This is a genomic window from Rhizobium fabae, assembly GCF_003985135.1.
GTDB classification, from domain to species: Bacteria; Pseudomonadota; Alphaproteobacteria; order Rhizobiales; family Rhizobiaceae; genus Rhizobium; species Rhizobium pisi.
In genome coordinates, this window is record NZ_ML133657.1 from 134,108 (window position 1) to 157,619 (window position 23,512).

Annotated in this window: 30 protein-coding genes; 14 read left to right on the forward strand and 16 right to left on the reverse strand. The window is 61.7% G+C overall.

Going from position 1 to position 23,512, the window contains the following annotated elements:
• Positions 1-61: 61 nt before the first annotated feature.
• Together EFB14_RS25025 and prfH are read left to right on the forward strand one after the other, a co-directional pair.
• Positions 62-1,252, forward strand: coding sequence for an RNA ligase RtcB family protein (locus EFB14_RS25025; RefSeq protein WP_245438305.1), 1,191 nt, complete (start codon positions 62-64; stop codon positions 1,250-1,252).
• Positions 1,239-1,853, forward strand: coding sequence for a peptide chain release factor H (gene prfH, locus EFB14_RS25030; RefSeq protein WP_126829305.1), 615 nt, complete (start codon positions 1,239-1,241; stop codon positions 1,851-1,853). Before EFB14_RS25025 ends, prfH begins: the two co-directional genes overlap by 14 nt.
• A gap of 103 nt (positions 1,854-1,956) precedes the next feature.
• Here prfH and EFB14_RS25035 read toward each other — a convergent pair whose 3' ends face one another.
• The 5 genes from EFB14_RS25035 to EFB14_RS25055 form a co-directional block, all read right to left on the reverse strand.
• Positions 1,957-2,205 carry an SEC-C metal-binding domain-containing protein gene (locus EFB14_RS25035; RefSeq protein ID WP_126829306.1) on the reverse strand — a complete coding sequence of 83 codons (249 nt, stop codon included), beginning with the start codon at positions 2,203-2,205 and terminating at the stop codon, positions 1,957-1,959.
• Positions 2,206-2,276: 71 nt separating this feature from the next.
• Positions 2,277-3,590, reverse strand: coding sequence for an NAD-dependent dihydropyrimidine dehydrogenase subunit PreA (preA, locus tag EFB14_RS25040; protein WP_126829307.1), 1,314 nt, complete (start codon positions 3,588-3,590; stop codon positions 2,277-2,279).
• Positions 3,591-3,605: 15 nt separating this feature from the next.
• Complete coding sequence (locus EFB14_RS25045) at positions 3,606-4,967, reverse strand: NAD(P)-dependent oxidoreductase (RefSeq protein ID WP_126829308.1); 1,362 nt, start codon at positions 4,965-4,967, stop codon at positions 3,606-3,608.
• Positions 4,968-5,378: 411 nt separating this feature from the next.
• Positions 5,379-6,374 carry a sensor histidine kinase gene (locus EFB14_RS25050; RefSeq protein ID WP_183604913.1) on the reverse strand — a complete coding sequence of 332 codons (996 nt, stop codon included), beginning with the start codon at positions 6,372-6,374 and terminating at the stop codon, positions 5,379-5,381.
• A gap of 191 nt (positions 6,375-6,565) precedes the next feature.
• Positions 6,566-7,360 carry a response regulator gene (locus EFB14_RS25055; protein WP_125845251.1) on the reverse strand — a complete coding sequence of 265 codons (795 nt, stop codon included), beginning with the start codon at positions 7,358-7,360 and terminating at the stop codon, positions 6,566-6,568.
• Positions 7,361-7,626: 266 nt separating this feature from the next.
• Between EFB14_RS25055 and EFB14_RS25060 the strand changes: the two genes are divergently transcribed.
• Both EFB14_RS25060 and EFB14_RS25065 read left to right on the forward strand, forming a co-directional pair.
• Positions 7,627-7,833: a NepR family anti-sigma factor gene (locus EFB14_RS25060; protein WP_125845252.1), complete on the forward strand. Its 207-nt coding sequence runs from the start codon at positions 7,627-7,629 to the stop codon at positions 7,831-7,833.
• A 10-nt stretch (positions 7,834-7,843) separates the two neighbouring features.
• Positions 7,844-8,401 carry an RNA polymerase sigma factor gene (locus tag EFB14_RS25065; protein ID WP_125845253.1) on the forward strand — a complete coding sequence of 186 codons (558 nt, stop codon included), beginning with the start codon at positions 7,844-7,846 and terminating at the stop codon, positions 8,399-8,401.
• A 287-nt stretch (positions 8,402-8,688) separates the two neighbouring features.
• Here EFB14_RS25065 and EFB14_RS25070 read toward each other — a convergent pair whose 3' ends face one another.
• From EFB14_RS25070 to hemP, 7 genes are all read right to left on the reverse strand, one after another.
• Entirely contained in the window at positions 8,689-9,090 is a 402-nt protein-coding gene (locus tag EFB14_RS25070; protein ID WP_126829309.1) for a hypothetical protein, read from the reverse strand.
• Positions 9,091-9,099: 9 nt separating this feature from the next.
• On the reverse strand, positions 9,100-9,444 hold the full coding sequence (locus EFB14_RS25075; RefSeq protein WP_126829310.1) for a glycine zipper domain-containing protein: 345 nt from the start codon (positions 9,442-9,444) through the stop codon (positions 9,100-9,102).
• Between the two features lie 148 nt (positions 9,445-9,592).
• On the reverse strand, positions 9,593-10,387 hold the full coding sequence (locus tag EFB14_RS25080; RefSeq protein WP_126829311.1) for a heme ABC transporter ATP-binding protein: 795 nt from the start codon (positions 10,385-10,387) through the stop codon (positions 9,593-9,595).
• Between the two features lie 9 nt (positions 10,388-10,396).
• On the reverse strand, positions 10,397-11,509 hold the full coding sequence (locus EFB14_RS25085; RefSeq protein ID WP_126829312.1) for a FecCD family ABC transporter permease: 1,113 nt from the start codon (positions 11,507-11,509) through the stop codon (positions 10,397-10,399).
• Between the two features lie 2 nt (positions 11,510-11,511).
• Positions 11,512-12,441: a heme/hemin ABC transporter substrate-binding protein gene (locus EFB14_RS25090; RefSeq protein ID WP_126829313.1), complete on the reverse strand. Its 930-nt coding sequence runs from the start codon at positions 12,439-12,441 to the stop codon at positions 11,512-11,514.
• Between the two features lie 11 nt (positions 12,442-12,452).
• Positions 12,453-13,502: a hemin-degrading factor gene (locus EFB14_RS25095; RefSeq protein WP_126829314.1), complete on the reverse strand. Its 1,050-nt coding sequence runs from the start codon at positions 13,500-13,502 to the stop codon at positions 12,453-12,455.
• 8 nt (positions 13,503-13,510) lie between these two features.
• Positions 13,511-13,693, reverse strand: coding sequence for a hemin uptake protein HemP (gene hemP, locus EFB14_RS25100; protein WP_125845260.1), 183 nt, complete (start codon positions 13,691-13,693; stop codon positions 13,511-13,513).
• 148 nt (positions 13,694-13,841) lie between these two features.
• Here hemP and EFB14_RS25105 point away from each other — a divergent pair, with 148 nt between their 5' ends.
• The 5 genes from EFB14_RS25105 (at position 13,842) to hmuQ (ending at position 16,736) form a co-directional block, all read left to right on the forward strand.
• Positions 13,842-14,267 (forward strand): hypothetical protein, encoded by a 426-nt coding sequence (locus EFB14_RS25105; RefSeq protein WP_126829315.1) that lies wholly within the window; start codon positions 13,842-13,844, stop codon positions 14,265-14,267.
• Between the two features lie 59 nt (positions 14,268-14,326).
• The gene (locus tag EFB14_RS25110; RefSeq protein ID WP_126829316.1) at positions 14,327-15,637 is read left to right on the forward strand and encodes an energy transducer TonB family protein; all 1,311 of its coding nucleotides are present in this window, start codon (positions 14,327-14,329) and stop codon (positions 15,635-15,637) included.
• Positions 15,638-15,744: 107 nt separating this feature from the next.
• Positions 15,745-16,152, forward strand: coding sequence for a DUF2325 domain-containing protein (locus tag EFB14_RS25115; protein ID WP_125845262.1), 408 nt, complete (start codon positions 15,745-15,747; stop codon positions 16,150-16,152).
• Positions 16,149-16,412 carry a hypothetical protein gene (locus tag EFB14_RS25120; protein ID WP_125845263.1) on the forward strand — a complete coding sequence of 88 codons (264 nt, stop codon included), beginning with the start codon at positions 16,149-16,151 and terminating at the stop codon, positions 16,410-16,412. Before EFB14_RS25115 ends, EFB14_RS25120 begins: the two co-directional genes overlap by 4 nt.
• A gap of 9 nt (positions 16,413-16,421) precedes the next feature.
• Positions 16,422-16,736: a heme-degrading protein HmuQ gene (gene hmuQ, locus EFB14_RS25125; protein ID WP_126829317.1), complete on the forward strand. Its 315-nt coding sequence runs from the start codon at positions 16,422-16,424 to the stop codon at positions 16,734-16,736.
• 336 nt (positions 16,737-17,072) lie between these two features.
• On the opposite strand, the gene EFB14_RS25130 is transcribed toward hmuQ, so the two are convergent.
• Entirely contained in the window at positions 17,073-17,444 is a 372-nt protein-coding gene (locus EFB14_RS25130; RefSeq protein WP_125845265.1) for a DUF423 domain-containing protein, read from the reverse strand.
• A gap of 3 nt (positions 17,445-17,447) precedes the next feature.
• Positions 17,448-17,837 carry a group II truncated hemoglobin gene (locus EFB14_RS25135; RefSeq protein ID WP_126829318.1) on the reverse strand — a complete coding sequence of 130 codons (390 nt, stop codon included), beginning with the start codon at positions 17,835-17,837 and terminating at the stop codon, positions 17,448-17,450.
• 164 nt (positions 17,838-18,001) lie between these two features.
• Here EFB14_RS25135 and EFB14_RS25140 point away from each other — a divergent pair, with 164 nt between their 5' ends.
• From EFB14_RS25140 to plsY, 5 genes are all read left to right on the forward strand, one after another.
• Complete coding sequence (locus EFB14_RS25140; protein WP_126829319.1) at positions 18,002-18,586, forward strand: TetR/AcrR family transcriptional regulator; 585 nt, start codon at positions 18,002-18,004, stop codon at positions 18,584-18,586.
• Positions 18,583-18,924, forward strand: a complete 342-nt coding sequence (locus EFB14_RS25145; RefSeq protein ID WP_126829320.1) for a DMT family transporter — start codon at positions 18,583-18,585, stop codon at positions 18,922-18,924. The genes EFB14_RS25140 and EFB14_RS25145 overlap by 4 nt, the downstream gene beginning before the upstream one ends.
• Positions 18,925-19,117: 193 nt before the next feature.
• A complete protein-coding gene (locus EFB14_RS25150; RefSeq protein WP_126829321.1) occupies positions 19,118-19,903 on the forward strand; it encodes a ThuA domain-containing protein in 786 nt (261 codons plus the stop codon).
• A 9-nt stretch (positions 19,904-19,912) separates the two neighbouring features.
• Positions 19,913-20,956 (forward strand): Gfo/Idh/MocA family protein, encoded by a 1,044-nt coding sequence (locus tag EFB14_RS25155; protein ID WP_125845270.1) that lies wholly within the window; start codon positions 19,913-19,915, stop codon positions 20,954-20,956.
• A gap of 124 nt (positions 20,957-21,080) precedes the next feature.
• Positions 21,081-21,764: a glycerol-3-phosphate 1-O-acyltransferase PlsY gene (gene plsY / locus EFB14_RS25160; RefSeq protein ID WP_126829322.1), complete on the forward strand. Its 684-nt coding sequence runs from the start codon at positions 21,081-21,083 to the stop codon at positions 21,762-21,764.
• 113 nt (positions 21,765-21,877) lie between these two features.
• Here plsY and EFB14_RS25165 read toward each other — a convergent pair whose 3' ends face one another.
• Positions 21,878-22,273, reverse strand: coding sequence for a DUF1236 domain-containing protein (locus EFB14_RS25165; protein ID WP_125845272.1), 396 nt, complete (start codon positions 22,271-22,273; stop codon positions 21,878-21,880).
• Positions 22,274-22,401: 128 nt separating this feature from the next.
• Positions 22,402-23,511, reverse strand: a complete 1,110-nt coding sequence (locus EFB14_RS25170) for an ABC transporter permease (RefSeq protein WP_126829323.1) — start codon at positions 23,509-23,511, stop codon at positions 22,402-22,404.
• Position 23,512 lies beyond the last annotated feature (1 nt).

Here is a 23,512-nt window from a genome sequence, read left to right on the forward strand (position 1 = left end):
AGACCACTCATATCCAGAGTTCACTATCATGGGCAATCCTATCGGGAGCGGAAGCTCCCCGATGACGTCGGCGGCTCGTCCGGCGGTCATCAATCGTTTCTTTTCCGGTTCTGCCTGGATCGAAGGCGCGGCCTTGAACCAGCTCGACGAAATGTCCCGCCTGCCGGGCGTATTGGAAATCGCAGCCTTTCCGGACCTGCACCCCGGCAAATACGGTGCGACCGGCGTGGCGCTGTTGTCGTCCCGGCTGCACCCGCTGCTGATCGGCAACGACATCGGCTGCGGCATGTCGCTCTTCGCTCTCGATCTGCCGCTGCGCAAATTGAAGATCGACAGGGCCGTGGAACGACTCCGCCGGCTTGAAACGCAAGCAATCGGAGAAGCTGGCGACTTGCTCGCCGAGGCGGGTCTGCCCGTAGACCTCGCACCAGACGCCTTGGGCACGATTGGCGGCGGCAACCATTTCTGCGAGTTGCAGGCCGTGGAAACTCTTGCCGAAGGCGCAGGTGCAGCCGGTCTCGACGATCAGGGGCTATATCTGCTCGTTCGTTCCGGCTCACGCGCCCTTGGCGCTGCGGTCTTCTCGGAGACCGTGGCTGCTCATTCGGGGCTTGCAGCCGGTCTTGATCCCGGTTCGGAGACGGGTTCTGCCTGGCTTGCGAGCCATGATCGCTGCGTTGCCTGGGCATCGCTGAACCGGCGGCTCATTGCCGCGCGGGCCGCTGCGGCCCTTCGCGCCGATCTCAGCCTCATCGCCGATATCCCGCACAATCTCGTTCGTCGCAGCGATCGCGGGTTTGTGCATTATAAGGGCGCGGCGGCGGTCACAACAGGCGAACTCGCGCCAATTGCGGGATCGCGCGCCAGCCTCAGCCACCTAGTTGTCGCGGGCGCCGGCATCAGCCGCTCGCTCGGCGGCATCTCTCATGGCGCCGGCCGCAAATATGACCGCGCCACCATGCATGGACGCGTCGGCCGCAATCGGTCAGAACGCGAACAGCTGTTGCGCAATTCCTGGGGCGGTATCGCCATCTGCGACGATCGTGCTCTCGTCGTCGAGGAAGCGGCGTCGGCCTACAAGGATGCCGGGCAGGTGGTGAGCGATCTCGAAAATGAAGGTCTGATCGTCGGACTTGCCAGCTTACGGCCGCTTGTCACCTTCAAGAAGGCGGTTGACGAAGCGGAGGTCGAACAGCGCCGGCGAAAGCCCGACTATCGCAGGGAAGGAGGGCGCGGTCATGAGCGCTATTGATCTTCTCGTGACGTCGGGCAACGGGCCGGTGGAGTGCCGGATCGCGCTTTCTGCCCTTCTGGGCATCCTCGAACGCGAGACGATCGGGCTTGGCTGCTCTTTCGAGGCCAGCCTTGGTCCGATGCCGGACCAGCACGGTGCGAAGTCGGCGATCGTCAGCATTGATGGTCCAGGGGCGGAGCAGATCGCCGCCGGCTATTGCGGCACGATCCGGTTCACCTTCAAGAGCCCGACGCGTCCCGGTCACAAGCGGCAGAACTGGTACGTGGCGGTTCAGCGTATCGATTCCAGATCGGAGGGCGGCGAGGTGACGATCGATCCGGCCGATCTGCGTTTCGAGACGCTGAGAGCCGGCGGGCCGGGCGGGCAGCACCAGAATACGACTGACAGCGCGGTTCGCGTCCTGCATCGGCCGACCGGTCTCGTGGTGACGGCGCGTGACGAGCGCTCCCAGCACCGCAACAAAGCGCTGGCGCTCCGGCGTCTCGAAGCGATGCTGCACCAAATCGAGGCTGAGAAGCAGGAGGCGGCCAAATCCGGACGCTTCGTCGCCAACCGGACCATCGAGCGGGGCAACGAGGTCAAGACGTTCAAGCTGTGATCCGGCATATCGGTCTGACCACAATAACCGACGGCGCCCTTCTACAAGGGGCGCCGTCATCCTCAGTCACGGTCTCTAAAAATAGTGATCCCGCTCGATGCCGTCATAGCGGCCGGATTGCAGGCAGCAATTCTTGAAACCGCCTCCTGGAACCGCAGGGGCAGGGGTCGTTGCGCCCGAGTTTTTCGATGAGTTCGACGTTCCCATGAACGGTTTGCGAACCGGTCTTGACCCGGGCTTCGGATGGGAAGGATTTACGCCGTTTCGACGTGACCTCAAAAGCTGAGGTCGGTGAGGTGTTTGCGAGCCATGGCTGCCTCCTCTTCGTTGACACGCTGCGACGATGCAGCATGGTCGCGATAAATCCATTGCGAGTTCAGCGCAACGCCGCGGAGAGATCTTTTCCGCGGCGTTGCAAAGCCGTCACTCCGCCGCCTGGCGGGCCATCGGGTTGTTCGGGTGGGTCGTCCAGTTGGCGTAGTTCGGGTCGACGACCTTGCCGGTGCGCTTGTCGAGGGAGCCGGCGGGGAGCTGCTCCATGGTGATGCAGTTTTCGACCGGGCAGACGCTGACGCAGAGATTGCAGCCGACGCATTCCTCGTCCATCACCTCGAAATGGCGTACGCCATCGACGAAGTTGGTGATCGCCTGGTGCGAGGTGTCCTCGCAGGCGATGTAGCAACGGCCGCATTTGATGCAGGCGTCCTGGTCGATCTTCGCCTTGGCGATGTAGTTGAGGTTGAGATACTGCCAGTCGGTGACGTTGGGCACAGCGCGGCCGGTGATGTCGTCGAGGGCCTTGTGGCCCTTTTCGTCCATCCAGTCGGAAAGGCCCGATATCATTTCCTGCACGATTTTGAAGCCGTAGGTCATGGCCGCCGTGCAGACCTGGACGTTGCCGGCGCCGAGGACGAGGAATTCGGCAGCGTCGCGCCAGGTGGTGATGCCGCCGATGCCCGAGATCGGCAGGCCGTAGGTTTCCGGATCGCGGGCGATCTCGGCCACCATGTTGAGCGCGATCGGCTTCACTGCCGGGCCGCAATAACCGCCATGGCTGCCCTTGCCGCCGACCGTCGGGTTCGGCGCGAAGTTGTCGAGATCGACGGAGACGATCGAATTGATCGTGTTGATCAGCGAGACGGCATCCGTGCCGCCAGCCTTGGCGGCGCGGGCAGGGCGGCGGACATCGGTGATATTGGGCGTCAGCTTGGTGATGACGGGCATGCGGGTGTACTGCTTGCACCAGCGCACGACCATCTCGATATATTCCGGCACCTGGCCGACCGCCGAGCCCATGCCGCGCTCCGACATGCCGTGCGGACAGCCGAAATTGAGCTCGATGCCGTCGGCGCCGGTCTCTTCCACCAGCGGCAGGATGGCCTTCCAGGCCTGTTCCTCGCAGGGGACCATGATCGAGGCGATGAGCGCGCGGTCCGGCCAGTTCATCTTCACCTGCTTCATTTCGCGCAGGTTGGTCTGCAGGTCGCGGTCGGTGATGAGTTCGATATTGTTCAGACCGAGCAGGCGGCGATCGGCACCCCAAATTGCGCCGTAGCGCGGGCCGTTGACGTTGACGACCGGCGGGCCTTCCTCGCCGAGCGTCTTCCAGACGACGCCGCCCCAGCCGGCCTTGAAGGCGCGCTCGACATTATAGGCCTTGTCGGTCGGCGGCGCCGAGGCCAGCCAGAACGGGTTCGGGGATTTGATGCCGACGAAATTATTGCGGAGATCAGCCATTGTTCATTCTCCCCTTCAGGCAACCGCGACAGCCGGAGCGGCGGCTGCGGTGAGGGCGCGATGGATGGATTCGGCCGCGTCGCGACCATGGGCGACGGCAGAAACCGTGAGATCATCACCGCCGAAGACGCAGTCGCCGCCGGCCCAGACGCGGTCCAGCGAGGTATGTCCTTCGGCATCGACGGCGATACGGCCGGATTCCATCCGCAACGCGCCGAGGCTGGAGGCTTCGAAGGTCTGGCCGATGGCTTTCAGGATATGATCGGCGGTGATGACGCCGGTCTCGCCGGTGCCGGTGAGGCGGCCATCGACGAGCGCGGTATATTCCACCTCAATTGCAGCGACCTTGCCATCCTGAGAGAGGATGGATTTCGGGGCCAGCCAGTGACGGATGATGACGCCCTTGGAGGTGGCGAGATCCTGCTCGTATTCGGAGGCGTTCATATGCTCCTTGCCGCGGCGGTAGCAGATCGTCACTTCCTCGGCCCCGAGAAGCTTTGCCTGAACGGCGGCGTCGATGGCCGTCATGCCGCCGCCGAGAACGACGACGCGGCGGCCGACGGCGATATTGCCCTTGTCGTCGGCCTGGCGCAGGGCGGCGATGAAATCGACAGCATCATCGACACCCGGAAGGTTTTCATTGTCGACGCGCAGCGCATTGACGCCGGCGAGGCCGAGGCCGAGGAAGACGGCGTCGTACTGGCCCTGCAGGTCGGCGAGGGAGAAATCGCGGCCGAGCTGCTCACCGTGCTTTACCTCGATACCGCCGATGGAAAGGACGTAGTCCACTTCCATCTGCGCGAAGTTATCGACCGTCTTGTAGGTGGCGATGCCATATTCGTTGAGGCCGCCCGACTTGGGCTTTGCGTCGTAGATCACGACGTCATTGCCTTTGACGGCGAGGCGGTGGGCGGCTGCAAGGCCGGCGGGGCCGGCGCCGACAACGGCGATCTTCTTGCCGGTCGGTTCCGCGCGCTGGTAGAACTGCTTGTCGGCGGCCATTGCCGCATCCGTCGCATAGCGCTGCAGGCGGCCGATCTCGACCGGGCGCTCTTCGGCGGTGTTGCGCACACACGCCTGCTCACAGAGCTCTTCGGTGGGACAGACGCGGGCGCACATGCCGCCGAGGATGTTCTGATCGAAGATCGTCTTTGCCGAGCCGATCGGGTTGCCGGTCGAAATCTGGCGGATGAAGAGCGGAATGTCGATCGAGGTGGGACAGGCCGTCATGCACGGCGCGTCATAGCAGAAATAACAGCGATCGGCGGCGACCAGCGCCTCATGATTGTCGAGGCGCGGATGAAGATCGGAAAAATTAGCCTCATACTCGGCGGACGAAAGCCGGCCGGCATGAATCCCGGTTTCCAGTCGTTCCATTGAAGTTCCCTCATTATTGGTAAACGGCCTGTGAGGGGAAGCGTAACTCAGGTTTAAAAATTTATCAAACGGTAAAATTTTGACGAAATGCGCTTGCGGTACGGCATGTAAGCCCATGTTTTCATAGAGGGAAATTACCCGGTTCGGTTCGATGGGATAGCCAGGGATGCGGCGGGGGATGGGCATCGGAAAAAAGATTCAAAAAAGTCGAATTTTTTTTCGATGCGAGGGAACCAAAATAAGGCGTCGTCGTTATTGCGATATCCGGATGGTGATCGCATCGACCCAACATGCGCGCCCCCAACCCACCATCCGGACGTACTCACGGTCCCCTCCCGGTGAGTGAAGACAGCCGGTGCGCCGCCCTCGCACCGGCTGTTTTTCGTTCTCAGTCTTCTCTTCCGCCGGCCTTCACGCCCGCTTGAGAATCTCGAACTCGGTTTCCGGAATGGTCAGGCGATAGTCGATCCGGCCGGGAACAAGACTGAGTTCCGCCTTGCCGTTGACCGACGAGGGCACGACGCGCTCCAGCACGGTGCGGCCGAAGCTGTTGTCGCTGAATTCGTGAACTTCCAACTGATCCCGCAGCACTTCCGCCCAGGCGACTTCGATCGCCCTCCTGTCACCGAGCATGGCTTGGCGGCAATTCAGCGTGATAGAGGCCGCACCGCCTGATATCGCACCATAGGAGGCCGAGTTGACGATGAGCTCGTGGAGGGCGAGCCCGAGATGCACGGCGGCATTCGGCGTCAGATGGGCATTGATGCCGTAGATCGGCATGGAGCCGGCCGTTTCAGGCCAATAGGGGGCGAACTGCTTTTCGGCGAGTTCGAAGAGGAAGGCGCCGCGCCAGCTCGAATCCGTGATCAGATCCTGCGAGTTGGAAAGCGATTGCAGCCGTCCACGGAACTTGAGGAGGAAGCTGTCGAGAGAAAGCGTGTTGCGCGCCGTCTGGGTGGCGATGCCCTGGATGATGGCGAGAAGGTTCTTCGAACGGTGCGAAAGCTCGCGCAACAGCGATTTCAGCACTTTCTCGCGATGCCGGCTTTCGGTGATCTCAGTCATGACGGACAGGAGTCCGTAGGTGCTTCGTCCCCCGGTGCGCTGGATCTTCAGCTCATAGGTGCGTCTTTCGCCATCGACGTCGATCTCGACCTCGGCATTGTTGGGGATGCCGGTGTCCAGCACCTTATGTTTCAGCGCCGTCAGATATCGCCCATGGGCATCGCCAAAAAGGGCAGCGTCGCTGCCGCCGGGCACAAAGAGCGCTGCGAAATGCGGTGGCAGATTTTCGGCGTAGAAGATCGAAAGCCGGGCATCCTGGCAGAGGATGGAAATCCCGGCGCTGCCGAGTGCACGCTCCATCATTGCCGCTTTGCCTTCGAACGCGAGGGGCATGCCGGACAACGGTTCAGTCGTATTCACTCGGCCGCCTTTCCTTGTGACATCTCGAACGCCGCTGAAGGGAGCGCCCTTCCAGAAACCGCCTGCCAACTCTAGAACAAAGCGCTGCAAAAACCGTTAAAGAGGCCTACGCGTCCCGGTAGAACCGGAACGCCTGCTTGGTGATTTGGTTCCGAAGCCCGGAAAATTGCGTTTCAGGCGGCTACCTTGGTCGATTCATTGAAGAAAAGAGCCTGACTGATCAGCGCCTTGACCATGTCGGGATTGAAGGGCTTGGTAACAAGGAAAGTCGGTTCGGGGCGCTCGCCGGTCAGAAGCCGTTCCGGGAAAGCAGTGATGAAGATCACCGGCACGCTCGACGTCTTGAGGATGTCGTTGACGGCATCGATACCGGAGCTGCCGTCGGCAAGCTGAATGTCGGCCAGCACCATGCTCGGCTTGGTCTTGTTGTAGAGTGCGACGGCCTCGGCATGTGTGCGCGCAATGCCGGTGACGCGATGGCCGAGGCTTTCCACCATCTGCTCGATATCCATGGCGATCAGCGGCTCGTCTTCGATGATCATGATATCGGTTGCGACCTGACGGGAAATTTCCTGCGAGGCCTTGTCGAGCAGACGCATGACATCCTGTTCGTCGAGTTCCAGGATTTCCGCGATTTCGGCCACGCGGAAATTCTCCACGGCGGCGAGCAGGAAGGCCTGGCGTGCGCCCGGCGAAACCTTGGAAAGGTTGAGCGTGGCGCGCTGCTCCCAGGCATAGGGCGAGGTCGGCTCTGGAATCTGGACGGCGGTGGAACCAAACAGTTGTGTAAACAGTTTGTAGAGTGCGACCCGGTCATTCGCCGTATCCGGGAAAATAGACAGATCGGCGATGATGGCTTCAAGAACGGCAGCGACATATGCGTCGCCCGATGTCTGAGTGCCGGTAAGGGCCCGGGAATAGCGACGCAGATAAGGAAGGTGCGGCGCAATTCGAGTAGAAAGTGTCATAAATGGCTCCCGTATGCAGGCCGGTCTTGACTTCAATGAGCGGTTAACGCCGCCTTGATAAAAAAGTTCCGGAACAGCAGGAACTTTTTTTGTCGCGCCGCATTATCCCAGCCGACATAGAAAGGGCGTAGCATTTCGATCCATGCAGCGGTAGATGCCAGCGACATCGATAGTAATACACTCAGTATCGATGGCGTTAGTGGTTGCTGATATCATAATTATTCCATGCGCGCCCCTGGCAAAGACAACGGTGAGAAGACGAGTTGATGATTACACGCAATAAAGAGGCAGCGGATCAGCGGAAGCTGGAGCTGCGGGCAAGCGACATCCTGGACCCGAACAACCAGATCGGCGTGAAGCTGCGCTCGCTCTATGCCGCGGTACAGGAAGAGGCGATCCCCGACCGTTTTCTCGATCTTCTCGAAAAGCTCGACCATGCCGAGATGATGGCTTCCGCCAAGATGGCCGAATAGGACTCGTCGCATGGATGAAAAAGAGCAACCCAGCTTCAAGCGGGAATTGCTGGCGGCCCTCCCCAGCCTTCGCGCCTTTGCTATTTCGCTGATCGGCCGACACGACCGCGCCGACGATCTCGTTCAAGACACCATCATGAAGGCCTGGGCCAAGCAGGACCATTTCGAGATGGGCACCAACATGAAGGCCTGGCTCTTCACGATCCTGCGCAACGAACTCTACAGCCAGATGCGCAAGAGCGGCCGCGAGGTGCAGGACAGCGACGGGCTGTTCACGGAATCGATGGCGATGCATCCCGCGCAATACGGCGCGCTCGACCTGCAGGATTTCAAGAAGGCGCTGGACCAGTTGCCGCCGGACCAGCGCGAAGCGATCATCCTCGTCGGAGCCTCGGGCTTTTCTTACGAGGAAGCCGCCGAAATCTGCGGCTGCGCCGTCGGCACCATCAAAAGCCGCGTCAACCGCGCCCGCCAAAGACTGCAGGAATTGCTGCAGATTTCAGGCGAAGCCGATTTCGGCCCGGACGCGACGTCTGCGCCGCTGACGTCGAAGGCTTTTGCATTCTGAGGAGAGTTATATTTAGGAGGAGCGCACTACTTCTCCTCCCTCATTCCTGTGCTCGTCACAGGAATCCAGTGCGCCCAAGTCCTTGGGCGCGAAAGACTTTTCCCTTTGAGGTATTGTGGTTCATTCACGGCGCAGACGCGCCGTGGCTGGATTCCTGTGACAGACACAGGAATGAGGTGGGTGGGGTAGGCGTACCTGCCAAATCTTCCGCAGGTAATGTGAAGGGGAATATTCACCCCTCTCCGTTCTCGTGAAAAGTACGCGATAGTAGGAGAGCGAGTCCCATATCAATCATCCCGCTTCGACCCCACCAGATTAGCAGCAACAATCGCCGCAAGCACGCCGGCGGTGAGTAGCGGCTGGGCGCGGATGAGGCCGAGGCCGACGGTGGCCAGAGATTCGAGGGCTGCGCGGCGTTCACGGACGCGCCGCGCCTCCTGGGCGTTGATGACTGCCATCACCACCAGCACGATGATGCCGATGAGGAGCGCGCAGGCGGCAAGAAACAGGGCGGCGCCGATCGGGCCGTAGATGCCGGCGAGCCAGATGGCGCCGGCGGTGACGGCCAGCGCATAGGCGGTGAGGAGGAAGAGCACGGCAAGCGCGATGAAGATGCCGTTGCGCTTGGCGCGCGCAACGGTTCGATGCACGCTTGAGCCCGTCAACAGGCTGAGGATCGAAAAGAGCATTGCGCTTCCTCAGCGGCGAGCGAGAAAGGCGATGGCGAGGCCGACAGCGGCTGCCGCGCCGATCGTCGCCAAGGGATGCTTGCGCACGGTCTCGCGCATTTCGGTTGCACCGCGCTCATAACCTTGTTGCAATTCGCGCAGCAGATCCTCGCTGCGGCCGAGCAGTTCCTCGTAGCCGGCGCTTGCCTGGCCGCGGATCTTGTCGCCCTGATGGCGCGAGCTCTTGCTGACGAGGCGCGTCAGTTCCGCGAGTTCGTCGCGCAGAGCCTCGATCTGCTCCTCGATGCCGGATTCGAGATTGTGGAAAGTGCCGTTGCGGCGGCTGCGGCTGGACTGGAAAAGGGAATAGGTCATGGCTGTCTCCATTGGCTGGGGCGCGCGCAAGCCCGCCTGTTCTCTACGGGGGTCACGACCGTTCGTTGCATGTATGAGACCGCCCGGCATTGATCCAAATCACTGCCGAAAACGTGCCGGACGATCAAAAGTTCCGCCGGAGCGGCGGTCAGAGCCGGGAAACCGCGCTATGGGCGAGCACGAAAGGCGTGCCGGCGGCCGGTGCACGGTTGACGCGCAACGCGCAACCGAACACCGAGAGCATGGTCTCGTCGGTCAGCACGTCAGCGACGTTGCCGGCGGCGGCAAGGCGGCCGGATTTCATCAGCACGATGTGGTCGGCAAAGAGTGCCGTCAGGTTGAGGTCGTGCATGACGGCGATGACGCCGCCGCCCCGTTCGCAGAAATTCCGGGCAAGCGACATGATGGTCAGCTGATGGCTGATGTCGAGGCTCGAAACCGGTTCGTCGAGCAGCAGCCAGCAGGGCTTGCCGTCGACAACAGGCTCGGCGATCTGGCAGAGCACGCGGGCAAGCTGCACGCGCTGCTGCTCGCCGCCTGACAGTTCCTGGTAGAAGCGGCCTTCGAAGCCAGTCAGGTCGACGGCGGCAAGGGCGGCGGCTGCCGTCTGCTCGGCCTTATCGGGATGCAGGTTGAGACCCGATGTGAGGCCCATGCGGACGATCTCGCGCACGGTGAAGGGAAAGGAGATGGTGCTTGCCTGCGGCAGCACGCCGCGAATGGCGGCAAGCTGCCAGGGTTTCAGCCCGTTCACCTCGCTGCCGCCGATGCGCACCGAGCCCTGATAGGCAAGCTCGCCAGATATTGCCTTCATCGTCGTCGTCTTGCCGGAGCCGTTCGGTCCGGCGATTGCCGTCAGCTCGCCGGCTTTTGCCGTGAAGGCGACGTCGCTGACGATGGCTTTGCCGGAAAGGCGCACTGAGACGCCGGACACTTCGATCATTTCAGTCGCTCACAGGGCGAGGCGCGAACGCTGCCGTAGCAGGATCCACAGGAAGAACGGTCCACCGACCGCGGCGGTGATGATGCCGATCGGCAGCTCGGCCGGGGCGACCAGGATGCGGGCGAGCACATCGGCGAAGATCAGCATCGAGCCGCCGAGAAGGGCTGCGGCCGGCAGCAGGAAACGGTGGTCCGGACCGATTGCCATGCGCAGGATATGCGGCACGACGATGCCGACGAAGCCGATGCCGCCGCTGACGGCAACGGAGGCGCCGGTCGCCGCGGCGACGCCGACGATCGCGACGTTCTTCAGCCGCTGCACCGGCACGCCCATGTGAAAGGCAGCGGCCTCGCCGAGGGTGATGGCGTTGAGGCCGCGGGCCATGAAGGGCAGGGCGGTGAAGGACAGGAGGATGATCGGCCCGGCGGCGGCGATCTTCATCCATGTGGCGCCGGCAAGCGAGCCCATGCTCCAGAAGGTGAGGTCGCGCAGCTGCTGGTCGTTCGCCATGGTGATCAGCAGACCGGTCAGAGCGAGGGTGAGCGCGCCGAGCGCGATGCCGGCAAGCAGCATCGTCGCCACCGAGGTCTGACCGTGACGGGTGGCGATCCTGTAGAGCAGCAGCGTCGTGGCGAGGCCACCGCCGAAGGCGGCGGCCGGCAGGGCATAGATGCCGAAAAATGCGACGAGCGGGGCTGCGAGACCGCCGCCGAGGACGATCATGGTGACCGCGCCGAAGCTTGCGCCAGAGGAGACGCCGACGAGGCCTGGATCGGCCAGCGGATTGCGGAACAGGCCCTGCATCACCGTGCCTGAAACGGCAAGCGAGGCGCCGATCAGGAAGCCGAGGATCGCGCGAGGCAGGCGGATGTCGAGGATAATGATCCGGTCACGGGCGCTGAGCGCCGTCTCCGAGCCGGTCATGTTGGCGATGACGTCGAGGATCGAGGCATCGGAGGCGCCCGTCGTCACCGAAAACAGCAGCGAGAATACCGAGCCTGCGACGAGCAGGGCGATCGCCAGTAAGGCGAGCCGCCTCCTGTCGCCCGCCTGCCTGTTTTGGCGGATGTCTGCCATCGGGAAGTGTCGCCTTCGCTCCGGCATGGCTTGCGGCAGGGCCATGATCAGCCCCCGTAGATCGCCGTGTTCAGGTCACGCACGGCGGCTGCGGTGCGCGGGCCGAAGCCGAGCAGGTAGATGCCGTCCATCCGGATGATTGCCTTCTTCTCGCCAGCCGGCGTCAGCGCGATCGCCGGCTGCGCCAGCAGGTCCTCGTTTCTGGTGCCGGCGCCGCCGCCGCGGTCCATCATCAGGATGAGGTCGGGCTTGGCTTCGATGATTGCTTCGTCCGTCAGGGGCTTATAGCCGGGAAATGCGCCGACGGCGTTGACGGCGCCGGCAAGCTTGATGACGCCGTCGGCTGCCGTGCCGGTGCCTGATGCCATGATCCGGCCGTTCTGGGCGCTGAGGATGAAGAGAACGCGCTTGCGCTCGGCCTCCGGGCGCTTTTCCGCATCGGTGATCGCCGCGTCGAGATCGGCCGCGACCTTTTCTTCGAGCGCCTTCGCCTTGTCTTGCACGCCGAGCAGCGCGCCTACGCGGTTGATCTTGGCGATGATGCCGTCACGGGTGAAGGGGCTCGGCACGGTCTCGAATGGCACGCTGGCGTTCTTCAGCACGGTTAGCGCCTCCTGCGGACCGGAACCCTCGACGGCGATGATCGCCGTCGGGTTCATGGCGAGGATGCCTTCCGGCGAAAGCGCGCGCATGTAACCGACATCAGGCAGCTTCAGCGCTGCCTGTGGATAGGTGCTCGTCGTGTCGCGGGCGATCAGCCGGCTTTCCTCGCCGAGCGCATAGATGATCTCGGTGACGTCGCCGCCGACCGAAACCAGGCGCGACGTATCGAACCTTTTCTCCTCGGCATGGGCGGCCTGGACGAAGGCGAAGCTTTTGCCGGCCGGCGCCGTCGGGATCAGCGGCAGCGCCATGATGGCTGCGGTCAGGGCCAGTTCCCACGGGCGGATTCGGCGCAGTTTGTTACGCGTCGTCATCGTTGCGATCCTTATGCGGCCACGTTTGCCGCCCGCGGCAGGTTTTCCATGATCTCGCGCCACTCGGCGCGCTCGTCGGAGCCTTCCTGCCGCTTGCCGAAGAACTGGATGATCATCTCGCCGTCGGCATTGTAGGCCTCCAGCGAGGTGACGTGGCCGTCCTTGGTCGGCTTGCGCACGGCCCAGGTCTCGGCGATGTGATCCTGGCGCAGATGCAGGTGGAAGGTCGGGTCCATGATGTTGATCCACGGACCCATCGACTGCACGTTAAAGATCGGGCCGGAATGGATCTGGACGATGCCGTTATTGGCGACGAAGCACATGATCGGCAGGCCGGATTTTACCGAGGCATGCATCGTCTCAGCGGTCGCGGTGTTATCGAGCTTCCAGGCATAGTCGTCGCCGACGCTGCGCACGGCCGCCTGCCGGCCGATCTTCAGGCGCTTCAGCATGCCGAAGAACTCGTGGGTATCTGTGAGCTTGCTCCAGTTGTCGCGCAGCTCGTCGCGGCTGACGTCGGCGGTCTCGTCTGCGGTATTCGAGGTCTCGGCCTCGAGGAATTCCTGCGACTGGTCTTCGAGCTTCAGCTCGGCGACGATCGCGTGATAGGCCTCGACATTCGAATTCGGGCGCAGGTGCACCTTGTGCACGGCGTTACCTGCCTTGTCGAAATATTGCAGGCTGAGGCGCGCCTGGTCGCCATCCTTCTTGGAGACGGCGAAGCCATGCTCCCAGCGGCTTGGGAAGATGCGCAGGTCGATGTTCTCGCCGAGGACGATCGCGGCCTGCGCGCCGCTCTTGATGTTTTCGAAGACACCGATCTTTTCGTGCACGGCGCTTTCGTTGCGCGACAGCGCCATGACTTCGCCGAGGCGTTCCACGCGCTCGAGAAGCTTCAACGCGCTGCCGTCGATGCGGGTCACGCTGATGCCGGTTTCGGCGGCGACGAGGGCTGCCTCGGAAATCTTCAGCTGGGCGGCGATATCGCGCTCGCGCATCTTCGGATTCTCGGCGCGAAACGCACGGATTTCGGCCGGTGCCGGTCTTTTTTGTTCGGTCATATCATACCCTACTTATTGAGAATGAGCTTGCCCTGGCGGGTGATTTTCAGGCGGTAAACCAGCCCGTCGTGTCGAATCATGATCTCGTTCGTGCCGCGGAAAAGATCCACGCTTTCGACGATCCGGTGTTGCGCCGCCGGCTCCCCCGGCAGTGGTGCATGCTTAAAGGTATCTGGCTTTTCAACCATCATTTCGGCTGGCAATTCCGTGAGGCCGGGGTTTCCCGGTTGCGGTTACAATTAACTTGACTTTCTTACTCATAGTTTTTTAAAGACGCAATAGGAGACTAATACAGTCATGTTTTAAGATTGCTGATATCGCGACGATGCGGAGAAGGTTATGGCGGTTAGGTTTGCGGCTGTTGCGGCCGGCTTGGTGATGGCTGTTGCGAGCGTGTGCCAGGCGCAGGAGGCGGCATTCGCCACGTCTCTCGATGTCGAACTCAACGCGCTGGCACCCTCGCAGAAGGGCTGCATGATGACCTTTGTGGCGCTCAACAACCTTCCCGCGGCCATCAACAAGATCTCCTTCGAGCTCGCCTTCTTCAACGACAGGAATGCCGTTGACCGCATCACCGTTCTCGACTTCCGCGATCTGCCGCAGGGCAAGAAGCGTGTGCGCCAGTTCGACATGCCGAATGTCAAATGCGAGAGCGTGACCCGCATCCTCATCAACGACACGCCGGTCTGCGACGGGCCGGCAGCCGGTGAATGCATGAAGGGTCTCGTCACCCGCTCGCAGATATCCGTTCCCTTTGAGGGCTAAGAAGACGCCGGGGGGGCGAACCCCGGCGGACATGTTTCAGGCTGTCCGAGGCATCAACAATGGCGATTTCAGCGAAGTCCGGATCGAGACAGGTGCTCATCGGGGAGGCGGACGCCGGCAGCAGTCTGAACGATAATATTCCCGGCATGCATCCCGGCCACGAGCTTTCCGAGTTGCGCAACGCGCAGCGGCAGCCGGCCGGCGAAACGGTGATCCACTACGCGCGTTTTTCGCAGATATCCTCCTTTCCCGACCATCCGGAAACTGCACCTGTTGTTTCGGTTTCCGCGCCGCCGATGGATGCGGCGGTGGAAAAGCAGGAAGACGACAAGCAGCCGGTGCGGCGACGGGTGGCGCTGACCTGCGTTTGCTCGCTGATTTTTCACGCGGCATTTGCTGTAGTGTTGCTCAATGCCCTCCCGAACATGCGCGAGGAGGCGATCGAGGAAGCCGGCGATGCCGTAAGCGTTGTCATGTATGGCAACTCCGACGTCGACCAGACTGCCGTCGGCGAGACCGAGGTGACCGTGCAGGAAGAGATCATTCCGGAGGCTGTCGAGCCGGATGTGATCCAGCCGACCGAAACGGCCAGCATTCAACCGGAAGCCGTTCAACCGACCGAGGTTCCGCCGGTCGAGACGCAGGATCCGATACGGCAGGCTCCGGCTCCCGACGTGACGCGCGTTTCGCCGGAAACCATGGCGGCCGTCGAACCGGAGGTTCTGGTTTCCGAAATGCCTGCCGAGACTGCCGTCGCGCAGCCGATGTCGACGGTCGTTCCGGAGGAGCGGAAGCCCGCTGATGAAATTCCCCCGGAAGTTCAGCCTGTCGCCGCAGTCGAGCCCGAAGAGGTGAGTCTCGTCGAGACGGCAGAGGTCCAGCCAGAGCCGGACATGCTGCAGGAATTCGTGACGCCGATGCCGAAGCCGAAAGCGGTGGTGCAGGAAAAGCCGAAACCGGTTGAAAAGAAGCGTCCGCCGAAAAAAGCCTCGGGTTCGCAGGGCGAGGCGCAGCAGGATTCCGAGCGCGGTGTTGCCGAGGGTGACCGGTCGGCTCAATCCGATCGCAATTCGCGCACCGCCGGCAACAATGATGGAATCGGAACTGCAGCCTTTGCCAATTACGACGGGAAGGTCCGCAGCCGCATTCGCCGTGCGATCAGAAGTCCCCGCGGGGTCAAGGGAACTGTGGTCGTCACGTTTTCCGTGAATGGCAGCGGTGGCCTGACGTCCGTTCGCGTCGTCAACGGATCCGGCGTTCCCGAAATCGATCAGCTTGCCGTCAACGCGGTCCGGCGCGCAGCGCCATTCGGTCCAACGCCCGGTGGAAATGGACGGAATTTTACCTCCCTGCCGATCGCGATCGAATAAGATGATAAAAATAATCAACTTTATACTTTACTCCAAAAATCAAGTTTAATAAGGTCCGCTCGCACACGCAGGAATCGTGTGACGATCAACGAGCGAACGGGTGGCATATGGCTCGCAAGGGCAAGAAGGGTTCGAACCGGGAGGTCCGCGACAGCGCGGGTGAGGAGGCTGGCCAGCTATCCCTCGGGCGGTCCAAACTGGACGGCCGCAGTTTCCTCTATGTCGGCGGCCGTGACTGCCAGGTGGCGCATCTTCGCCAGATCGCCAGCAATTTCGGCGCCGAGCTCATTCATCACGACGGTGGCCTGCGCGAAGCGGTTTCGCGCATCGATACGTTGCTTCCCTCGGTCGACTGCGTGTTCTGCCCGATCGACTGTATCAGCCACGATGCCTGCCTGCGTGTGAAGACCGGCTGCAAGAAGTTCAGCAAGGCCTTCATCCCGCTTCGAAACGGCAGCAAATCCAGCCTGGAGCGTGCGCTGCAGACGATGAACGAACGAGACAATGCCCGATGAACGACCAGCGCCCCGACGGCTTCACCATGATCGGCCTGCACAAGCTTGCCGCGCAGACAGGCGAGGGCCTCGTGCCCGAGCTCTACGAACTTTTCCGGCAGCATGCCGACCGCCAGCGGATCTACCCGAATGTGACGCTGTTCCCGACCTGGGAAGCGCGCATGCCCGGAGAAGCCGCAACAAGACCGCTTGGCCCGGCGGCAGCAAACGGCAATAATATTCTTGCCTTTCCCTCGCGTGCGGCCAGGAGGAAGGCGTAAGGAGATTTCATGTATATCGCAATGAACCGCTTCAAGGTTGTGACCGGGACCGAGGGCGATTTCGAGACGGTCTGGCGCAATCGCGATTCCAGCCTGGCCGAGGTGCCGGGTTTCGTCGAATTCCGATTGCTGCGCGGCAAGGTCAACGAGGAGGAAGGCTATACGCTCTATTCCTCGCACACGGTCTGGAGCAGCGAAGAGGATTTTCAGAACTGGACGAAGTCCGAGAATTTTCGCGCGGCGCACCGCAATGCCGGCGACCGCAAGGCGATGTACAAGGGCCCGCCGGTTTTCGAAGGCTTCAATGTGGTTGATGGCATTTGATTGCCCTTTTTGCTCTTCTGTTGAGGATGAAGGACAAGTGAGGCTTGCTCCCTCTTCTCCCCAGCGGGGAGAAGGTGGCCCGAAGGGTCGGATGAGGGGGCACACGGCACGCCGTTCATTGTTGCCCTTCGCTCACGCTCAGTGCATTCGCAGCTTTGCCGCTCACCCCCTCATCGCCTCGCTATCGCTCCGGCACTTCTCCCCGCTGGGTAGAAGAGATTCGCAACGGCGCTTTGCTCCCTCTCCTTGGCCGGAGCTAGTGAGATCGTGCGAAGTTGCTGTTTGCTCACTCATTCCTGTGGCAGACAACGGAATGAGGGAAGAGAGGTAGGGCTCTCAAGGCCGGACGCGAAAGACGGCGCCGGCGGCAACGGCCAGCCAGCCAAACATCATGGCGAAGCCGCCAGTCGGGGCGGCCATCGGGAACAGGCCGGAACCGGCAAAACGCAGCGAGACGAGATCTGCTGAAAAGAGCAGTGTGCCGATGCCGATCAGTAAACCGGCCAGCCAGGCGGTTTTGATCTTATCAATACCAAACGCCAATGCCAGCAGGGCAGGCGCGTGGGCCAGGCACATGGCCGATGCCGAAGCGAGCAGGTGGGCGTCGCCACCACCATGCGCGGCCGCTGCCGCGAGCGCCACGCCGGCAAAACCGAACAGACCTGACAACAGGTAAAACAGCGGCACGAAACGGTCGTTGAGGCGCATCGGTCATTCCTTGTTCTGCATGTGATAGGCGAGCCGCTCGACCGGCGCCCAGATGAGATCGCGCAGCGCCTGACTTGGTATGGTCTCGTCCATGGCTCGGCGGAAACAGAGCAGCCATTCGTCGCGCTCGACAGGGCCGATCTCGGCGACGAAATGACGGCTGCGCAGGCGCGGATGGCCGCGCTTGTCGGTATAGAGCGGCGGACCGCCGAGATAACCGCTCATATATTCGTAGAATTTCTCTTCGCTGCCCTCAAGGCTCGGCGGGTGCACGGCGCGCACGTTTTTCGCCTCCGGCAGGCTGTCCATCAATTTGTAGAAGCGGTGCGTCAGCGCCCGCACGATGGGATCGCCACCGATCGCCTCGTAGAGTGTGGTGACTTTCTCCGTCACGAAACCATCCCTGAACACATCTATCCCCGCCTCTTCATGCACCTCTGGGAAAACGATCGCAACTGTCATCAAGATGCCGCGGCATTTCGCGCATAATCCCGGCGCCACAGGGATTCCCATCGATTCTCCTTGACAAAACCGTCCGGACGGTATCTTTATTTCATATGTCGAACGCTCATCATCGCAAGAAACAACCTGCTCTCGTGCGCCAGCAACTGCTGGAGGTCGCCGCGCGCCTTGTGGCCAGCGATGGCATGGCCGCCGTCACGCTCGATGCGGTTTCCGCCGCCTCCAGCGTCAGCAAAGGCGGGCTGCTGCATCACTTCCCGACGAAGAATGCGCTGCTCGATGCCTTGTTCGAGAGCCTGCTTGAAAAGTTCGACGCCGATATGGAGGAGCTGATGCGCGGCGATCCGTTGCCGCACGGACGCTTCACCCGCGCCTATCTCAGGGCGGTGTCCGGCCTCAAGGATCGTCCCGATGATTCCAGGAGCTGGACGCAGGTGACGATCGCCCTTCTTGCCGAACCGCGGCTGCGCCTGCGTTGGCGCCAATGGGTGCAGGAGCGGGCGGAGGAATATGTCGGCACCGACTCCTCGCTCGATGCGCAGATCGTGCGTTTCGCCGCCGATGGGCTGTGGTTCGCAGATACGTTGGAGAGCCATGATATCAACGACGCTCTGAGGCGGGATCTCATCCATCGCCTTGTCGAGCTGACCGGGAAGTCTTCCGAAGGGAATTCGCCATGAGCCAGGCCGCCATCTATGGGCTGCTCGTCGCAGCCATCGTGCTCGAGGTGATCGGCACGACCGCACTGCAATTATCCCAGCAGTTCACCCGCATCGGGCCGACGGCCCTCGTCGTCGCCTGTTATGCGGCAGCCTTCTATTGCCTGTCGCTGACGCTGAAGAGCATTCCTGTGGGAATCGCCTACGCCATTTGGAGCGCTTTGGGAATCGTGCTGATTTCGTCGGTCGGCTTGATCTTCTTCAAGCAGCGCCTCGACCTGCCGGCAATCGTCGGTCTCGGACTGATCATATCGGGCGTTGTCGTGGTCAACCTGTTCTCAAAGTCAATTTCCCATTGATTTTGCATGGATATTTGAGGGAAATTCCTCCGGCTTTGGCCGGAGAATTTTCCCCTTTGTCAAATTCCTGACAAAGGTCTATGAGTTCCTCTGACGTGGAGGAGACGAGGCGCAGCTAGCGCCATCTTCCAAAGCGCTTTGAATCCTGCTTTCCCGCCTATCGATACTTCCAGCTTCCAGAGGAGCACGCATCATGGCCATACGCACCGTCGTCTGGGGAGAGAATATCCACGAGAATACCAATGAAATCGTTCGAGGCATCTATCCCGAGGGCATGCACACCACGATCGCCAATGCGCTGAATACCGACCCCGACATTTCCGCGACAACGGCGACGCTGCAGGAACCGGAACACGGCCTCAGCGAAGCCCGCCTTGCCGAAACCGACGTGCTCACCTGGTGGGGCCACAAGGATCATGGCGCGGTGTCCGACATCGTCGTCGAGCGTGTCGCCAAGCGCGTCTGGGAAGGCATGGGCCTCCTCGTCCTGCATTCCGGCCATTTCTCCAAGATCTTCAAGCGGCTGATGGGCACGCCCTGTGCGTTGAAATGGCGCGAGGCGGGCGAGCGCGAGCGTCTGTGGACGATCAACCAGCGCCATCCGATCGCCGCCGGCATCGGCGAGCATTTCGAGCTCGAGAACGAGGAAATGTACGGCGAGCAGTTTTCCGTACCGGAGCCGCTCGAAACGGTGTTCATCTCCTGGTTCCAGGGCGGTGAAGTGTTCCGCTCGGGTCTGACCTGGCGTCGCGGCGCCGGCAACATCTTCTATTTCCGTCCCGGCCACGAGACCTACCCGACCTATCACGACGCCAATGTCCAGAGGGTGCTGATCAACGGCGTGAAGTGGGCCTATAACCCGCAGGGGTCGTTGACTGGCATCACCGACGCTCCAAATGTGCCGGTAGAAAAGGCACTGGAGCCGATCGTCGAACGCGGCCCGAAACTGCACCAGACCGGCGAAGCCGGTTACCGCTGAGGAGCATTCATGCGACTACTCGTTCTTGGCACGGGCGTGATGGCGAAAAACCAGCTCACCCACTTCAGCAAAATCGACGGCGTGACGGTGGTCGGCGCCGTCGATACCGATGCCGATCGGCTTTCCGCCTTCGCCGACAAGTTCAACGTCGAAAAGCGGTTTCTTTCCCTGGATGAGGCGATCGCCTGGGGCGAGTTCGATGCGGCGACCAACATCACGCCCGATCGCATTCATCACCCGACGACGATGGCGCTGATCGCCGCCGGCAAACATGTGCTCTGCGAGAAGCCGCTGGCGGAAAACTATCCGAAGGCGCTTGAGATGACGGAAGCGGCCGAAAAGGCAGGCGTCATCAACATGGTGAACCTCACCTATCGCAATGTCGCGCCGCTGCAGCGTGCCCGCGAGATGGTGCTCGCGGGCGAGCTCGGCACGATCAAGCATGTCGAAGCCTCCTATCTCCAGAGCTGGCTCGTTTCGCGTGCCTGGGGCGATTGGCGCACGGAATCGACCTGGCTGTGGCGGCTTTCCACCGGCCACGGCTCGAACGGCGTGCTCGGCGACATCGGCATCCACATTCTCGATTTTGCCGCCTATGGCGCCGCGACCGACATCGATCATGTCTTTGCGCGGCTGAAGACCTTCAACAAGGCGCCGGGCGGCCAGATCGGCGAATATATGCTCGACGCCAATGACAGCTTCACCATGTCGGTCGATTTCGCCAACGGCGCCCTCGGCGTCATCCATGCCAGCCGCTGGGCCACAGGCCACCTGAACGAGCTGAAGCTGCGCATCTATGGGGAACGGGGCAGCCTCGAAGTCATCCATCGTCCGGACGGCTCCGAACTGCGCGGCTGCCTCGGCGACGATGCCGAGACCGCCACCTGGAAGGACATCGAGGTGCCACCGGTGCCGACCAATTACCAGCGCTTCGCCGAGGCGGTGGCAAGCGGCATCCAGCCCGACCCGAACTTCCGCCACGCCGCCAACCTGCAGAAGGTGCTCGATCTCGCCATGGAGACCGAGCGCGAGCGGCGCGAACTGAAGGTTTGATCCGGCGTTTCAGACAACGAAGCCTCCGCTCCTAACTGGCATGCGGAAGTAAAGTATGATGATGTTGAACCGCCTGCGGCACTGATGTCGTGGGCGGTTTTCTTTGAGTGGCGAGGTGGTTCCCATGATTTGGATGGCGGATGTGGTTGGATTGGCGATCGCTTATCTCATCGGTTCCATCCCCACGGGCTATCTGGCGGGGAAGCTGCTCAAGGGCATCGATATCAGGGAACATGGCTCCAAATCCACGGGCGCAACGAATGTGTTGCGAACCCTGGGAAAATGGCCCGCGTTGGTCGTGCTGTTGGTGGATGTGCTGAAGGGTGCGGCCGCCGTCGTCTTTGCCCGCTGGTTTTATCCTTGGTCCTATGCACGGTGGCATGACGCACAACCGACAGCGCTTGATTTGACGACTTGGATCCCTTGGGTCGCTTGCATTGCAGGACTTGCCGTATTGTTAGGTCACGGCCGTTCGATTTGGTTGAATTTTACCGGCGGCAAATCCGCTGCGACGGGGCTAGGCGTGTTGATTGCAGTATCCTGGCCAGTTGGTCTAGGTGCGGCGACAGCTTTTGGCATAGGGCTGGCTGCGTTTCGGATTGTTTCGCTTAGTTCGATGCTGGCGGCGTTGGCTGCGATCATCCTCATCTGCAGTACGGAGCAATCGTTACCTTATCGGTTTCTGGTGATTGCCGGCGGTCTTTATGTAATTGTGCGCCATCGTGCCAATATTCAGCGGCTGCTGGCAGGGATAGAGCCGTGGTTGGGTCAAAGTAGCGCGGCATCGAAAACGGGTTCTCAAATTTAATAGCGCGCTCGGGCCTCTAGAGATTCAGCGCGTTGGCCCAAGCGCACGAAAAAGGCCCCGCCAAAGCGGGGCCGGAGGTGGCCGGGCCGCAGCAGACGGCCTCGGCGGGTTGATTATTCAATCACCTGCACGACGCGGTGCGTGCGGGGTTCGACGATCACATGGCGGTTGTTGATGACCGTATAGGCATATTTCGGGTTGTCGGGGACCGGCGTCACAACGACATCAGCCGGAAGCGGCTTGCCGACGACGATCGGTTCCTGGACAACCACGGAGGCGGTCGGGGCCGGCTGCTGCTGGACATAGGTCACGACTTCGCGCGGCGGCGGATCGATAACGGCACCGGCGACACCGCCGGCCACGCCGCCAATGGCAGCACCCACAGGACCACCGACGATCGCGCCGGTGATGGCGCCACCGGCTGCACCCGTCACGGCTCCGTCAGCGAGCGCATTTGATGCAAGCGACGACAGCGCAAGGGCGCTGGAGACAAGTAGGATCTTGTACATTTTGCTTCTCCTTTACTGGGGTTGCGTTTGGGTAACGACCGCGCCAGTCCGAGGTTCCGGCAGGAGAATCACGCTTTGGAAGCCCGGTTCACATTATGTGAGGCGGCCGAAGCATGGGTTGGGAGGCATTATTCCAGCCGCCGGCGGAAGAGCCAGGCGGCGGCAGTGAGCGTGACGGCGGCAATCAGCGCCAGGGGGATCGTCTGGTTCACCACCTCGCTCAAGGGGATATCCTTCAAGAAAACGCCTTTGACGATCACAAGAAAATAGCGCAGCGGATTGATGAGGGTTATCGGCTGCAGCCATCCCGGCATGTTCTCGATCGGCGTCGCAAAGCCAGAGAGCAGCATGGCCGGGACCATGAACAGGAAGGCGCCGAGGATCGCCTGCTGCTGCGTCATCGACAGCGCCGAAATGAAGAGGCCGAGGCCGGCAACCGAGCCCAGATAGAAGATCGCACTGCCGTAAAGCAGGAAGAGCGAGCCGCGCAGCGGCACCTCGAAGAGGAAGACGGCGGCCAGAATATAGACGGTGATGTGGAAGAGGCCGATCATCATCGGCGGGATCAGCTTGCCGATCAGGATTTCGTGCATGCGCAGCGGCGAGACCATCAACTGGTCGAAGGTGCCGAGCTCGCGCTCGCGGGCGATCGACAGAGCGGTCACGATCAGGCCGATCAGCAGCGCGATGCTGGCGATGAGGTTCGGCACCATGAACCATTGGTAGGTGAGGTTCGGGTTGAACCAATTACGCGGCACCGAGGACACCATGCCGCCACCGGCGCGCCTGCCTGCCGGCGTCTCTGCGGCAAGGGCGCCGCCGATCTGCGAGAGATAGCCCGCGACGATCTGCGAAGCGTTCGAGCGGCGGCCGTCGAGCACGACCTGCAGATCAGCCGGCGTTCCCGCTTCGATATTGCGCGAGAAATCCGGGCCGATCTCGACCGCGGCGATGACGGCCTGGTTATCGATCGCCACTTGGACTTCCGCCTGACTGGCCGCGATCTCGATGTTGCGAAAGGTCGGCGAGCCGTCGATGCGCTGGATCAGTTCCTGGCCCCAATGGCCGCTGTCGCGGTTGAGGATCATGACGTCGACATTGCGCACTTCGAGCGTTGCGGCATAGGAGAAGACGAGAAGCTGGACGATCGGCGGCCCGATCAGGATGGCGCGGCCCTTGGGGTCGCGCAGCACGGCGAGCAGTTCCTTGACGATCAGGGCGTAGAGCCTCGTCCACATC